This is a genomic window from Methylophaga sp. UBA2513, assembly GCF_002341285.1.
Taxonomy (GTDB): domain Bacteria; phylum Pseudomonadota; class Gammaproteobacteria; order Nitrosococcales; family Methylophagaceae; genus Methylophaga; species Methylophaga marina.
Genome location: NZ_DDNT01000006.1, coordinates 184,931 through 199,102 on the forward strand (window position 1 = coordinate 184,931; position 14,172 = coordinate 199,102).

Here is a 14,172-nt window from a genome sequence, read left to right on the forward strand (position 1 = left end):
TAGCCAAAATGAGACGCCCAATGAGCAATCCATTATTAGAAAATTACCCATTACCGCCTTTCTCTGAAATCAAACCTGAGCATGTAGAGCCTGCTGTAACACAAGCGATAAGTCAGGCTAGACAAGCCGTAGATAAATTACTGACACAGGTGAGCCATCCCACTTGGGAAACCTTGGTTGAACCAATGGAAGACATTGATGTGTCAATCGATCGTGTTTGGTCTCCAGTCAGTCATATGAACTCTGTAGTGAATTCGGATGAATTAAGAAAAGCCTATAACGCTTGTTTGCCGATGTTGAGTGAGTTCGGTACAGAACTGGGACAAAATGAAGACTTGTACCGTGCTTATAAACAGTTGGCTGAGAGTGAGGTGTACCCGTCGCTGGATACTGCCCAGAAAAAAGTCATTGATAATGCCGTCAGAGACTTCCGTTTATCCGGGGTAGAACTTAATCAGGCTGATCGTGATGAGTATAAAAACATCACGCAAAAACTGACCGAACTGAGTGCTAAGTTTGAAGAAAACCTGATGGATGCGACCCACGGCTGGAAAAAGCATATTACGGATAAAGACATGTTATCTGGATTACCTGAGTCGACCATTGCCATGGCAGAGCAGTTTGCCAAACGTGACAATGTTGAGGGCTGGGTATTTACGCTGGATTTCCCCTCATATATGCCGGTCATGTCTTATGCGGATAATCGTGAATTTCGCGAAGAAATGTACACCGCCTTTGCGACCAAAGCTTCTGATCAGGGACCGAATGCCGGCCAGTGGGATAACACTCAGGTCATGGCTGATATTCTCAAGCTTCGTCATCGTCTAGCGAATTTACTCGGCTTTGCTAACCATGCTGAACGTTCTTTAGCAACAAAAATGGCACAAAGCCCAGAACAGGTGATGGATTTCCTCAATGATCTGGCTGAGCGTAGTAAACCGATTGCTATTAAAGAATTTGAAGAATTAAAAGCCTTCGCAAAAGAAACAGCAGGCATGGATGAATTACAAGCATGGGATGTCACTTATTTTGCCGAGAAACTACGCCAGCAACGCTATAGTATCTCTCAGGAAGAGCTCAAACCATATTTCCCAGAAGATAAAGTCGTTAATGGCTTGTTTGCTGTGGTAAACCGCTTATACGGATTAGTTATTAGTGAACGGACGGATATCGATACCTGGCATAAAGACGTACGCTTTTTTGAAATCCGCGAATCAAACGGTAACTTACGTGGCCAGTTTTATCTGGACTTATATGCTCGCCAACACAAACGTGGCGGCGCATGGATGGATGAATGTCTGGTGCGCCGAAAAACAGCCAAAGGTCTGCAAACACCGGTGGCTTTCCTGACTTGTAATTTCTCTGAGCCTGTCGGTGATAAGCCGGCCTTATTCACTCATGATGAAGTCACGACCTTGTTCCATGAGTTTGGTCATGGTCTGCATCATATGCTGACAAAAATTGATTATGCCGGTGTGTCAGGAATTAACGGTGTTGCTTGGGATGCGGTCGAATTACCCAGTCAGTTTATGGAAAACTGGTGCTGGGAAAGGGAAGCACTAGATCTGATTTCAGGTCATTATGAAACCGGTGAAAAACTACCTGATGACCTTTATGAAAAAATGATCGCGGCACGTAACTTCCAGTCAGCGATGATGATGGTGCGTCAGTTGGAGTTTTCTATTTTCGATTTCCGTTTGCATTTGGAGTTTGATCCAGAAGGCGGCAATCAAGTGGATAAAATTCTGGCCGAAGTGCGTGATCAGGTAGCTGTCGTTAAACCGCCAAAATTTAATCGTTTCGCTCATAGCTTTGGTCACATCTTCGCTGGCGGTTATGCGGCTGGTTACTATAGTTATAAGTGGGCAGAAGTGTTATCAGCCGATGCGTTTTCTAAATTTGAAGAAAAAGGTATCTTTGATCGTGAAACCGGGCTGGCGTTTTTGAATAATATTCTGGAGCAGGGTGGTTCAAAAGAACCGATGGAATTATTCATAGCCTTCCGTGGACGAGAGCCTGAAATTGATGCTCTGTTAAGACATTCAGGAATAGCCGCATAACAAAAAAGGGCCGAAAGGCCCTTTTTTATTTGTGTGGTGTAGGTGAATCAAGAATTCGCACAGATCTGCACAGCTTGCTGTGCTGATTGAATAATGGTCATGACTTCATCTTTTGAAATTTTGCCGTTATCAATATCTTTTTTGAGTTCTTCATTCAAAGCTTGTGTCGCTTGAGCAACGTCACCGCCTTGTGCCACAGGTAAAATGGCTTTTTCACGATACTGTTCTGGAAAAATCGCTAAGCCTTCGAGTTGGCAGCCCGCCATTTTTGCAACATAAGCATCCGCTTCTCTTTTAATGGCACCGGCAGTCAGATCGGGTCTATCCATGCCCAGTTTTTTCATCACCATTGGACGAAGTTGTTCACTGTAATTTTTTTTGTAAGCCTCTACGTCATTAGCGTCGATAGCAAAAGCGAGTTGTGCAAAGAGCGCTAAAGGTAGTAATAAAAACGTTTTTCTCATTATATGTCTCTCTTAGATAACTTAATTTTTTGTTAATAGCTCTATCAGGCTGAACAATAGATGACTATCAGTCAACTTTATCTGTGTAAAGATAAGTAATCCAGAGTTAATAATGACATTTGTCGCTGTCAGTCTTAGTACTTAAAAGCCGCTGTGATTTACATCCTTTAGCTTTACATTCTTATGTTTTGGGGTAATCGAAAAACCTTATTTCTTTGTTTTCTTTTTGTTTTTAGCTTTCTTTTTGTCTTTTTTAGCGGACTTTTCTTTCTTGGACTTTTTGTCTTTCTTGTTGCCCTTGTCAGCTTTGGTTTTTTTACGGTCTTTCTTTTTGACTTTTTTGGGCGTGTCTTCCACAACCGCTTTTTCTAGTGTTGATTTTTGTGAGCTGACTTCACTTGCTGTTTGAGGAAAAGCCTTCATGCCCAATTGACGAAAACGTGCCGCCCAGTATCGTACTTGTCCGATACTTAATCCAGTTTGTGTCGCTGTTTCTTTTTGAGTCACACCATCATGAAGAGCAAGCAAAGCACTGGCGCGGGTACTAAACTCATTGTCAGAAGCGGCGATGGCTTTGCAGAGTTTAACTTGAGCTGGAGTGAGTAATTTCTTGCGAGGGCTGTTTACCTGTTCTTTGCTTGTCATTGTCAACTCCATCAACGGGTATAGAAAGAATGTAATAATAATTACATTAAACCTTTTGATTATGTATGAGGAGTATGACGGTTTTGTGACACTGGCGTCAGAATAAAAACGGAATTGTACACACACATAAAAAAAGGGCGGTTCGCCCTTTTTTGTTTAATAGTTTAAGCCTGGATTTAGCGAAGCTGACTATCTTTGCTGCCCCGTCGATTAAACATACCAGCTGCTTTGTTTTCATTATCTATCTCTTCCTGACATTTCACACACAGGTAAACACCAGGAATGGCTTTACGTCGGCCTTCGGGAATTTCAGCATCACACTCTTCACAATGCGTCAGGCTTTCACCTTGAGGTAAACGTGAGCGTGCTTGCTGTATCGCGTCATCCACACTGGCGTCTATTTGATCTTGTACCGCCCCGTCACGGGACCATCCTCCAGCCATAACAACCTCCAACTGACTGTTTTAATACTATTTCATTATAGGCTTAAAGTCAGCTTGGACCCAATAGTCATGATTTAAGGTAGTTTTTTACCTAACCGTTGTTTCCAGCGAACAATGGGGTACCAGGTCTGTCCCCAAATCTGTCGTGGTAGACGAACGGTTGTGCCGTATTCGGCAGGCCAGTAATTTCCGGGCAGATGATAAGTACCGAAGAGTCGATCAAACAAAACGGTGTGCGCCGAGTAGTTAGTATCAATAGCCGGCTTTTCTGAACTGTGATGCCAGTGATGAAACTGTGGCGTGACAAAAATAGTTTTGAGCGGGCCAAATGGGATATCGACATTACAGTGAATCAGAATAGCCTGAAGCGCGGCAAAGGTAACGTATATATTCAATGCAGACTCATCCGCACCTAATAAATAAAGTGGGATCATCACCATAGCGCGTTCAGAAAATACCTGTACAAAATGGCCTCGGGAGCCAGCTAACCAGTCCAAATGTTCAACAGAATGATGAACGGCATGAATAGGCCATAGTGTTTTTACTTCATGATAGGCACGATGCTCCCAGTACAACACAAAATCCGCTGCCAGAATAATCAGTATGACTTGTAACCAAACTGGCATGGCTTGAACGGTGGATTGCATAGAGGCACTAACAGCCCAATCAAAATGGCTGGCATGATAATTTGCAAAAATAAGAATGGCCGAAATCGCGAGGTGGTTAAAACAAAAGTAGAACATATCCACCGCCCACTCTGGACGAGTGATGACTTGATCCCGATATTTGGGAAATAGCTTTTCCAGTGTCATGAAGATGACGACTGATCCTAGAAAGGCAAGAATTAACCAATCGACCCCCAACGATAATTCTCTGGGCTCTACCTGGCCAATCGGAATGTTGTAACCACCCAGAGCAAACCCAATCAAGGTCAATGAAATAGCGACAAGGCCATAAAGTTTGTACTTGCCTTTATTCAAACCAAACGTCAATGCAGCGAAGAATAATGAAAAATACATGGCATATTTCAATAGCAATTGTAATTGCTCAGCATCATAAATTTGGCGCAGCTCAGCCGTCGTTAAATAGGATGGATAAAGGTAAGCTAGCACCGCTAGCAGGCTCAATACGCTGAGTGTAAGAGACAAATAACAACTTATTCTGCCCTCACCAAAACGAAATTCTTTTGCTGGATTCTTTTCAACATGTCGAGGCTGATATTGATAAGGTTCGGTCATGATTGGTATCGATATAGTGAAACTTGGTCGACATAATGTCTGTGTTAAAGGGGTTCTTCAATAATAATATCGACTCGATAAGACGGATGAGCTCAATATTCTTACCATCAGCCTTATGGATTATGGCTTTAGCCTGCCTTGCTTATCCAGTAATATTCAAACCTAAGTGATGACATAACTGAGTGGTTGAATGAAATACACCGATTTACGTGACTTTATCGAAGGCTTGGAAAAACAGGGTGAATTAAAACGGATTAAAACTGAGATCGATCCGGCTCTGGAAATGACGGAAATTGCTGATCGCGTGTTACGTGCTGGTGGTCCGGCATTATTGTTTGAAAATCCTAAAGGGTCTGACGTACCCGCTTTATTGAATTTGTTTGGAACGCCAAAACGTGTAGCAATGGGGATGGGCGAAGACTCTGTCGAAGCCTTGCGTGAAGTCGGTAAATTACTGGCTTTTTTGAAAGAGCCTGAGCCACCCAAGGGCATGAAGGATGCGTGGGAGAAGCTCCCCGTGTTTAAAAAAGTCCTGACGATGTCACCCAAATTAGTTAAAAAAGCAGCCTGCCAAGAAGTGGTGCTGGCAGGCGATGACATTGATTTGAGCAAGTATCCAATTCAGCTGTGTTGGCCTGAAGATGCCGCCCCTTTAATCACCTGGGGACTGGTTGTCACAAAAGGCCCTCATAAAGAGCGGCAAAACTTGGGCATTTATCGTCAACAAGTCATTGGTAAGAATCGGGTCATCATGCGGTGGTTATCGCATCGAGGTGGCGCACTCGATTTTAAAGAGTGGCAACAAACTTATCCGGGTAAGCCCTTTCCTATCAGTGTGGTTTTAGGCTGTGATCCTGCCACAATACTGGGCGCCGTCACGCCCGTACCGGATACGCTGTCGGAATATGCGTTTGCAGGCTTGCTTCGCGGTAGTAAAACAGAATTGGTGAAATGTATTGGCAATGATCTACAAGTGCCAGCGAACGCAGAAATTGTACTCGAAGGTTTTATCTATCCTGATGATATGGCCCCGGAAGGGCCATATGGCGATCATACCGGTTACTATAATGAAGTGGATAGCTTTCCAGTATTCACAATCGAACGAATTACACAGCGACAGAATCCGATTTACCACAGCACCTATACCGGGCGTCCGCCAGATGAACCTGCCATACTCGGTGTTGCCCTGAATGAAGTATTTGTACCGATATTACAAAAGCAATTTCCAGAAATTATCGACTTCTATTTGCCCCCCGAAGGGTGTTCTTATCGGATGGCTGTGGTCAGTATGAAAAAACAGTACCCAGGTCATGCCAAGCGGGTGATGATGGGGGTCTGGTCATTCCTGCGTCAGTTTATGTATACCAAGTTTGTGATTGTGGTGGATGATGATGTCAATGTCAGGGACTGGAAAGATGTGATCTGGGCCATTACCACTCGAATGGATCCCGCGCGGGATACTACTCTGGTGGAAAATACGCCGATTGATTATTTAGATTTTGCCTCACCTGTGTCTGGTCTCGGTTCCAAGATGGGATTGGATGCAACCAACAAACTGCCAGGTGAAACTGACCGGGAGTGGGGAAGACCCATCGTGCGAGATGCGGATGTGGTTAAGCGTATTGATGCTATTTGGGATGAACTGGGATTGGAGAGCAAGGAACCTAACTGACAGGCATTAAATATGCTAACGCAAAATAAACGATATTTAATATCGACAAAGCTATAATCAGATAAAGCGTGATTTTCATGCCGAGAACACGCTTTTTCAGATCATGGTTTTTGATACCTATGGCATGGATGAGCCTACCCGTGAGCAGGGTGATACCAGCGAGATGAATCATCCAGTTGTATACAATGATGTTTTCAAGAAGAAACATCAGAATCAAGGTGATAGGAATGTATTCAGTGGCATTACCTTGTGCTCGGATGGCTAACTGTAATTCTTCATTGCCACCATCACCCAATCCGATTTTATGTTGTCGGCGCACAGCAATAACACCCAGTGATAACTTGACGATAAATAAGGCGCAGAGGCTGGCATACAGAGCTGTAATCATAATGACTATCCTCGTTTAATGTCCGTCGGTATTACCGCTTACCCAGTGTTGACCTTGTTCGGTGAATTCTTTTTTCCAAAATGGTGCCTTGTACTTTAATTCTTCAATTAACCAGTCACAGGCATCGAGTGCGGCACGGCGATGGGCTGACCAGCAGGCAATAACGACAATGGCATCGCCGGGCAGCACTTCGCCCACACGGTGTACGATCAGGCAGTCCAATAATGGCCATTGATCTTTTGCTTTGTCTTCCAGTTTTTGCAGGTAACGTGCAGTCATCGCCGGATAGTGTTCGAGCAGCATCTTGGTAATATCCGGACGATCACTAAAGTCACGCATCGTACCGACAAAACTGGCCGTGGCGCCAAATTGACCTGCTATGTCCTGATCACGTTGTTGCTTGGCTATGATTTCCCAAGGCTCAATGCACTGTTCACTCACCCAGCTAGACATATTAACCTCCGGTCACCGGTGGGAAAAACGCCACTTCATCACCGTCTTGGACGGGTGTGTCCAGCTTGGCATAATCCAAGTTGATGGCGACAAGCAGATTATCTGGTACGGGTTTATTTTGAGTCGCTTGATTCCAGGCATCCAGAGCTGTGCTGGCGGCAGCAAGTTCTATATCAGATTGACCTAGCTTTTCACGAAGGCTGGCAAAAAATTTGACTTGAATACTCATCTGGTTGATCGTTTCAGCTAAATTTAAAGCTAGAGGATAACATTTGCGATGTCAGATTTGACCCATTTTAATCAAGCTGGTGAAGCTCATATGGTTGATGTTGGTGGAAAAGCAACCACAGAGCGGCTTGCCATCGCAGAGGGGAAGATTTTGATGCTGCCTGACACATTTAAATTAGTGGAGCAAGGCGGACATAAAAAAGGCGATGTTTTGGGGATTGCTCGCATTGCCGGGATTATGGCGGCGAAAAAAACAGCTGATCTCGTACCGTTGTGTCATCCTCTGGCTTTAACAAAGGTTTCAGTAGAATTTGAGCTAGATAATAAAAATGCATCCATTCACTGCCGGGCAACGGTCGGGACCAGTGGTCAGACTGGCGTCGAAATGGAAGCTCTTACTGCAGTTCAGATCGCCTTGTTGACGATTTATGATATGTGTAAAGCAGTGGATAAAGGTATGATCATGACCGACATTGGTTTGCTGGAAAAATCAGGTGGTAAAAGCGGTCATTGGCAACGTCTTTAGGTAAATATTTCGTCAAAACTAACAAGCTCACCTGAGCGTGCGGTATCGTAGCCTTTGAAGTCTCTGACTTTTCGATGAAAAGCATCACTTTTTAATAAGCTGATAATGGCTTGAACCCGAGGGTCATCCACTAATAACTGCGGTACGACCAAGCAGTAGTGTTCCCATACCAAAGGAATGAATTCCAGATTAAACTTGTCGGCAATGGGAGCGATACCGAAACCGATATCTGCTGCACCACTGGCAACCATGGCTGCAACGGCCATGTGCGTAAACTCTTCATGCGAGTAACCTTTAATCTCATCACTGGAGATATGATGAGCGGCAAGCAGTTGATCAAACAAGGTTCGAGTAGCAGACCCCATTTGACGGTTAATAAAAGTGACACCATCCATTGTTAGAGAGCGGATATCATCAATCTGTTTTGGGTTATCACGAGACACCATCAAGCCTTGGTTTCGTCTGACAACATAGATTAACTGATGCTGTTTTTCATCCAAAAGTTTGAGGTAGTCGATCATCAAATGACGTTTCAATTCACCGATAGGGAGGTGAAAGCCGGCAATGTGACAATCACCGGCTTTGAGTGCTTTCAGACTTTCCTGACTGCCATGAAAATGTAAATCCAATAAAAAATCAGATTGCTGATCAATTAATTCTTTAAGAGCCCCTACAGCTAAGCCATGACTGGTAAAAATCTTAAACGTATCACGTGGACTATGATCGAGGATGGCTTCAAATTCTCGTTTTAGTTCTGTAGAGAAGTTATCCAGTTCAGGAGAAAAAGAGGCACTGAGGTGTCGGTTCGCATGCATCAGTTTCTCCCCGACAACCGCTAACCGAGCCCCCCGGCCTCGCTCAAGAATAACTAATGGCTGGCCCAGTAGTGCTTCCCATTTATTTAATAAACCCCAGGCAAAACGATATGAGACACCAAGTTTTTCGGTCGCTTGTTTTAAAGAACCTTCTTGCTGAATGGCTTCAAGCATCTGAAACAGAATGTCATCAATATGATGCGGTTTTCCATGCTGGGTCAGTTGCCAGTGAAAGTCTATTTTAATTTCCATGATTCACATCGGGTAAGTGTTGTAATAAAACTGTCATGATAAGCGCCTTTTAACCGCTAACTAATATTACAAGCTGTTTTGCAGCTACGTAGTGTTAAAAATTCAGACAAGGAGAACAACATGACGATAAAGAAAAGCCTGCTGGCTGCTGGTATTTTGGCTGCATTATCGGGCCCTGCCTATGCGGGATCTGAAATTGAAACTCTAATTAATATGCTGCATGAAAACGGTATGGTCAATGATGACCAGTATGGCCGTTTGATGGCAGAGTTAAAACAAAATCAGGCTCAGGCACAACAAGAAAAACAACAAGTTGATGCCAAGCTTGCTGAAGCGACAAAACCCTCCGATGTTGAAGTCACTGTCAAAGGTGGGATTGGGGTGAAAACCCGTGATGGCAAGTTTGAGAGTAAGTTAGGTGGGCGTTTACAAGCGGATGCGGCAACATACAGCGGTCAGCCAGAAATGGGTGACGGTTCTGAGTTCAGACGTGCACGGATTTCTTATGCAGGCACAATGTATAACGTTTGGGACTTTAAGCTCGAATATGACTTTGCCAGTACAGGATCGAACGGCAAAGGTATCACCGATGCCTATCTGGCCTACACTGGATTTGAGCCATTGGATATCACGGTGGGTAATTTTAAAACACCATTCAGCTTAGATTATCTGACCAGTGCTAATAACACATTGTTTATGGAACGAGCCCTGCCTAATGCTTTTTCATCAGGAAGAAAGATGGGGATTATGGCCAGTAACGCAACCACCCATTGGTCATGGGCGACAGGTATCTTTGGTGATTCCATCAATAATAAAGGTGGTCAGAATGATGAAGGCTGGGGGGCAACGGCTCGTGGTACTTGGGCACCGATTAATGATGGTGTGCATTTTGTTCATTTAGGACTGGGTCTTGACTACCGTGATACCGGTGATAACGGCGATGTGGGGTTCGATAGTGAGGCTGAGTCACATGTGTCCGGTGTGAGTATTATTTATACAGACGATATCAGTTCCGTAGCAGACTATTACAATATCGGCGCTGAACTGGCTGCTGGTCACGGGCCATATTCTGTCCAAGGTGAATATATCACCACCCAGGTGAATCGTAATAACGGTAAAGATGCAGATTTTGATGGCTGGTATTTGCAGGCCGGTTATATATTGACGGGTGAGACTCGCCAGTACAAAAATGGTGTTATGGGTGGTGTGAAACCCAGTTCCATTGTTGGTGACGGTGGTGTTGGCGCATGGGAGCTGGCATTGCGCTATAGCTCACTCGACTTGAGTGATGCCGGAATCGATGGTGGCGAGGCAGATGCCATGACCTACGGAGTAAACTGGTATCCCACACCCACATTACGCTTTTCTGCAAACTATGTGGATGTACTGGACGTTGATGGTGGACCGAATGACAATGATGAGCTATCCGTATTTCAAGTGCGAAGCCAATGGGCTTTTTAAGCTAAGTTAACAATGAGGGCTGCTTGGCAGCCCTCTACTTTTTTATTGAGTATAAAGCTTATTTTTCTGGTTTATTTAGCTTTTTTGGGTTTTTCTTCACCAATTGCGCCATCAGCTCTGGCTTTGAGGTAGTTGTAAATATTTTCCCGACCTTTCATGACTTTCGGGTTCGATGCCCAAGCTGGCATACTACCAATCGTTCCAGTTTTTCCATGTTCAACGGTGTTAAAAAACTCTTCTTTAGAGATCACATTGAGACTTTCAGCTAAGTTAGGTCCGACCATACCTTGCCCGTATGTACCATGGCAGCGAGCACAGAAATTTCTATAAAGTTTGAAACCCGCGTAACTAGCGGAATCAAGCTCATTACCATTGGTTACGGTATAAGGTTTATCATCAGCAAAAGCGGATGTGGCAGACATAAGTAGTAGCGCCGCAGAAAGTGCAACTGGTTTAATTGATTTAAGTTGAAACAACATTGATATCTCCATCAAATCTGAACAGCCAGCCCCAATTAGCGGGGCCGGATAGTTCGATTATAGGATGTTATTTTGCTGTCAGGTTGGGTGATTTGCCTTATTGTGCAGGTTAAATGCCCTGCTTTGAGAGGAGTTTATCCTCGATTCAATAAATCTCTCAAATCAATTAATGCGGCATTGGCCCGTGACACATAAGAAGCCATCACCAATGAGTGATTAGCAAATAGGCCAAAACCACTTCCATTCAGAATGACCGGACTCAATACCGGTTCCTGTGTGGCTTCCAGCTCTCGAATGATCTGGCGTAGACTCACCAGCGCATTTTTCTTTCTTAATACATCTGAAAAGTCATATTCCACTGCTTTCAGCAGATGGATTAGGGCATAGGTTGTCCCTCGTGCTTCGTAAAACACATCATCAATTTTATTCCAAGGTGTTTTTGTCACCACTTCATCCGCCAGTGGGGTTGACTGTATGGCTTCTGCATCGCCTGCTAGATCAGTATTAATACGCACCTGTCCTACACTGGCCGTGAGACGCTGTGACAAACTGCCTAAGCGTTTTTCAGCAACAGATAACCAAGAAACCAGGTTGTCTGCTCTGGCATAAAACTGAGCATCATCCTCATTACTACTCAGTCTAGCCAGATAGGACTTGAGAGATTTAATGCCGGCACGATATTCACGTTCTGTCGGTGGGAAAAGCCATGAGTTGGAGTTAAAGTTAAACTGAGGTTCGGCAAGTGCCAGGTCCTCATCTTCTCTGGACTGAGATTGGGAACGGCTGATGTCGTTGCGCAATACGCGAGAAAAATCACGAATCTGTACCAGCACTCCGAACTCCCAACGAGGCATATTGTCCATCCAAACGGAGGGTGGCATGACATCATTTGTGAGGTAGCCGCCGGGTTTATCCAGAAGGTTTTCAGCGAGGGTGATTAGTGTAGCTGATGATGTATATCCGGTGACGAGATGTTGTTGCTGTTGCGATGCCATGATTCTGGCATTTTCAGTGGGTTCAAACTCACTTGGGGCGAAGTTCCACCATATCATTAAGGTCATCATAAAAATAGCAACAATACTAAGAATGATGCCGGCTGTCTTAATGATACGTTGACGGGTCGTGGTATCAGCGAAACTGTCGCTGACTGACCAACCTAAATCACGGATTTTATCTGTTAAGCGTTTCATTGACATCTCATATCTGATTAAGTGGGAATGTTCTGTGACAGCTTATGCGCTATGAATCTTTAAGACAATGGGGTTAATGAAAGACAATTCAAGCTTGACTTAAATTGCTTCACCTCAGAATAATGACGGGTTTGCAAAAATGATTAGGAAGCGGGGGACGCTTTTGTTATGACATTGAGAATTGAGATCGATGATCTGGCCAAATACTTTGGTGCGATCAAAGCCGTTGATGGTGTGTCTTTTTCTGTCAGTAAAGGCGAAGTGCTCGGGTTTTTAGGCCCAAACGGCGCGGGTAAATCAACGACGATGAAAATGATTACCGGCTTTTTAACACCGACTAAAGGCACGGTAAGAGTTTGTGGTTATGATGTACTTAATGACCCTATTTCGGTAAAAGCGCACTTGGGATATCTTCCTGAGGGTGCACCAGCGTATGCTGATATGACGCCGGATAGTTTCCTGAAGTTCATTGCAGAAATTCGTGGAATCAAAGGGGCAGACAGACGGCGAGCTGTCGATAGTGCAGCAGAACGGGCACGTATCACCAATGTCATGTATCAACCCATCGAAACGCTCTCGAAAGGCTATAAACGTCGTGTAGGACTAGCGCAGTCTATTTTGCATAACCCGCCTGTGTTAATACTCGATGAACCTACCGATGGTTTGGACCCTAACCAGAAACACGAAGTCAGAACATTAATTAATGAAATGGCTGAAGATAAAGCCATCATTATCTCTACCCACATCCTCGAAGAAGTACATGCACTGTGTACCCGCAATGTGGTGATTGCCAACGGTAAAGTGAAGTTTGATGGCACACCACAGGAACTCGAGTCGAGATCACGTTATTACAATGCGGTGGTCGTCAATGTAGCGGATGTCGAGCAGAAAGCATTCGAAAGCTTCCTGAATTCATTAGCCTTTGTTGCTCGTGTTGAACCTTTGGAAAGCGCTGGATTTAGAGTGTATCCGAAACAAGGTCAACAAATTACTGCAGAATTATCAGAAAAGATTCGTGAGAATGGGTGGAGTATTGATGCCCTTCATGCGGAATCAGGGCGTTTGGACGAAGTCTTCCGCAGTATCACCATGCCAAATACGGGAGCCAAAAACTGATGAATATTCGTAATATCTGGTTCATTATGAAACGTGAATTTAATGGCTACTTTGCTACACCAGTGGCTTACGTTTTCATCATCATATTCTTGCTGCTTACCGGTTTTTCAACGTTTTATGTCGGTAATTTTTTCCAACGCGGTGAAGCAGATCTTTACCCATTCTTTTCCATGCATCCGTGGCTGTATATTTTACTTATTCCTGCTATTTCCATGCGTTTATGGGCTGAAGAACGTAAGAGCGGGTCAATTGAACTATTAATGACCTTACCTGTTTCTGTGTTTGAAGCTGTTATCGGTAAGTTCCTCGCCGCATGGGCATTTACGGGCTTAGCCTTATTCTTGAATTTCCCTTTATGGATTACGGTGAATTATCTCGGTAACCCGGATAACGGTGTCATTGTGGCAAGCTTCCTGGGAAGTTTACTCATGGCTGGTGGTTTTTTGGCGATTGGTTCATGCATATCCGCGATTACCAAAAACCAAGTGATTGCCTTTGTCATCAGCTTGATTATCAGCTTGGTATTTGTACTAAGCGGCTATGGCATCGTCATTGACTTTTTCAGCGGCTGGGCACCAAAAACACTGGTAGAAACAGTGAGCTCGTTTAGTTTCTTGACCCATTTTGACGCGATCAGCAAAGGGGTCATCGATATGCGAGACATGATGTATTTTATTTCACTAATCGTTATCTGGCTATTTGCGAATGCCCTTATCGTCAATGCTCGTAAGGCAGACTAGGA

At 44.2% G+C, this 14,172-nt stretch carries 16 protein-coding genes; 6 read left to right on the forward strand and 10 right to left on the reverse strand.

Annotated elements, in window-relative coordinates:
• Positions 1–20 precede the first annotated feature (20 nt).
• Entirely contained in the window at positions 21–2,060 is a 2,040-nt protein-coding gene (gene prlC, locus B3V56_RS02715; protein WP_289282545.1) for an oligopeptidase A, read from the forward strand.
• 47 nt (positions 2,061–2,107) lie between these two features.
• Here the strand turns inward: prlC and B3V56_RS02720 are convergent, their stop codons facing one another.
• From B3V56_RS02720 to B3V56_RS02735, 4 genes are all read right to left on the reverse strand, one after another.
• Entirely contained in the window at positions 2,108–2,524 is a 417-nt protein-coding gene (locus B3V56_RS02720; RefSeq protein ID WP_289282546.1) for a hypothetical protein, read from the reverse strand.
• Between the two features lie 207 nt (positions 2,525–2,731).
• The gene (locus tag B3V56_RS02725; RefSeq protein ID WP_289282547.1) at positions 2,732–3,169 is read right to left on the reverse strand and encodes a helix-turn-helix domain-containing protein; all 438 of its coding nucleotides are present in this window, start codon (positions 3,167–3,169) and stop codon (positions 2,732–2,734) included.
• Positions 3,170–3,345: 176 nt separating this feature from the next.
• Entirely contained in the window at positions 3,346–3,612 is a 267-nt protein-coding gene (locus B3V56_RS02730; RefSeq protein ID WP_286303739.1) for a DksA/TraR family C4-type zinc finger protein, read from the reverse strand.
• 74 nt (positions 3,613–3,686) lie between these two features.
• Entirely contained in the window at positions 3,687–4,850 is a 1,164-nt protein-coding gene (locus tag B3V56_RS02735; protein WP_289283941.1) for a sterol desaturase family protein, read from the reverse strand.
• Between the two features lie 190 nt (positions 4,851–5,040).
• Here B3V56_RS02735 and ubiD point away from each other — a divergent pair, with 190 nt between their 5' ends.
• Positions 5,041–6,522 (forward strand): 4-hydroxy-3-polyprenylbenzoate decarboxylase, encoded by a 1,482-nt coding sequence (gene ubiD / locus B3V56_RS02740; protein WP_289283942.1) that lies wholly within the window; start codon positions 5,041–5,043, stop codon positions 6,520–6,522.
• On the opposite strand, the gene B3V56_RS02745 is transcribed toward ubiD, so the two are convergent.
• Genes B3V56_RS02745 through moaD form a run of 3 tightly spaced genes read right to left on the reverse strand, consistent with a single transcriptional unit; the run spans position 6,515 to position 7,592 of the window.
• Complete coding sequence (locus tag B3V56_RS02745; RefSeq protein ID WP_286303742.1) at positions 6,515–6,910, reverse strand: MAPEG family protein; 396 nt, start codon at positions 6,908–6,910, stop codon at positions 6,515–6,517. The two genes, ubiD and B3V56_RS02745, sit on opposite strands and share 8 nt — an antisense overlap.
• A 15-nt stretch (positions 6,911–6,925) precedes the next feature.
• Complete coding sequence (locus tag B3V56_RS02750) at positions 6,926–7,363, reverse strand: molybdenum cofactor biosynthesis protein MoaE (RefSeq protein ID WP_289283943.1); 438 nt, start codon at positions 7,361–7,363, stop codon at positions 6,926–6,928.
• A gap of 1 nt (position 7,364) precedes the next feature.
• A complete protein-coding gene (gene moaD / locus B3V56_RS02755) occupies positions 7,365–7,592 on the reverse strand; it encodes a molybdopterin converting factor subunit 1 (protein ID WP_286303744.1) in 228 nt (75 codons plus the stop codon).
• Positions 7,593–7,640: 48 nt separating this feature from the next.
• Here moaD and moaC point away from each other — a divergent pair, with 48 nt between their 5' ends.
• Positions 7,641–8,117, forward strand: a complete 477-nt coding sequence (gene moaC, locus B3V56_RS02760) for a cyclic pyranopterin monophosphate synthase MoaC (RefSeq protein WP_286303745.1) — start codon at positions 7,641–7,643, stop codon at positions 8,115–8,117.
• Here the strand turns inward: moaC and B3V56_RS02765 are convergent.
• Entirely contained in the window at positions 8,114–9,184 is a 1,071-nt protein-coding gene (locus B3V56_RS02765) for a substrate-binding domain-containing protein (RefSeq protein WP_289283944.1), read from the reverse strand. The genes moaC and B3V56_RS02765 overlap by 4 nt on opposite strands.
• Positions 9,185–9,304: 120 nt before the next feature.
• On the opposite strand from B3V56_RS02765, the gene B3V56_RS02770 reads away from it, so the two are divergent.
• Positions 9,305–10,645, forward strand: a complete 1,341-nt coding sequence (locus tag B3V56_RS02770; protein WP_289282624.1) for an OprO/OprP family phosphate-selective porin — start codon at positions 9,305–9,307, stop codon at positions 10,643–10,645.
• Positions 10,646–10,716: 71 nt separating this feature from the next.
• Here the strand turns inward: B3V56_RS02770 and B3V56_RS02775 are convergent, their stop codons facing one another.
• Together B3V56_RS02775 and B3V56_RS02780 are read right to left on the reverse strand one after the other, a co-directional pair.
• Positions 10,717–11,124 (reverse strand): c-type cytochrome, encoded by a 408-nt coding sequence (locus B3V56_RS02775; RefSeq protein ID WP_286303749.1) that lies wholly within the window; start codon positions 11,122–11,124, stop codon positions 10,717–10,719.
• A 134-nt stretch (positions 11,125–11,258) separates the two neighbouring features.
• Complete coding sequence (locus B3V56_RS02780) at positions 11,259–12,314, reverse strand: DUF2333 family protein (RefSeq protein ID WP_289282623.1); 1,056 nt, start codon at positions 12,312–12,314, stop codon at positions 11,259–11,261.
• 168 nt (positions 12,315–12,482) lie between these two features.
• On the opposite strand from B3V56_RS02780, the gene B3V56_RS02785 reads away from it, so the two are divergent.
• Together B3V56_RS02785 and B3V56_RS02790 are read left to right on the forward strand one after the other, a co-directional pair.
• Positions 12,483–13,430 (forward strand): ABC transporter ATP-binding protein, encoded by a 948-nt coding sequence (locus tag B3V56_RS02785; RefSeq protein WP_289282622.1) that lies wholly within the window; start codon positions 12,483–12,485, stop codon positions 13,428–13,430.
• Positions 13,430–14,170 carry an ABC transporter permease subunit gene (locus tag B3V56_RS02790; protein ID WP_286303752.1) on the forward strand — a complete coding sequence of 247 codons (741 nt, stop codon included), beginning with the start codon at positions 13,430–13,432 and terminating at the stop codon, positions 14,168–14,170. The genes B3V56_RS02785 and B3V56_RS02790 overlap by 1 nt, the downstream gene beginning before the upstream one ends.
• Positions 14,171–14,172: the final 2 nt, after the last annotated feature.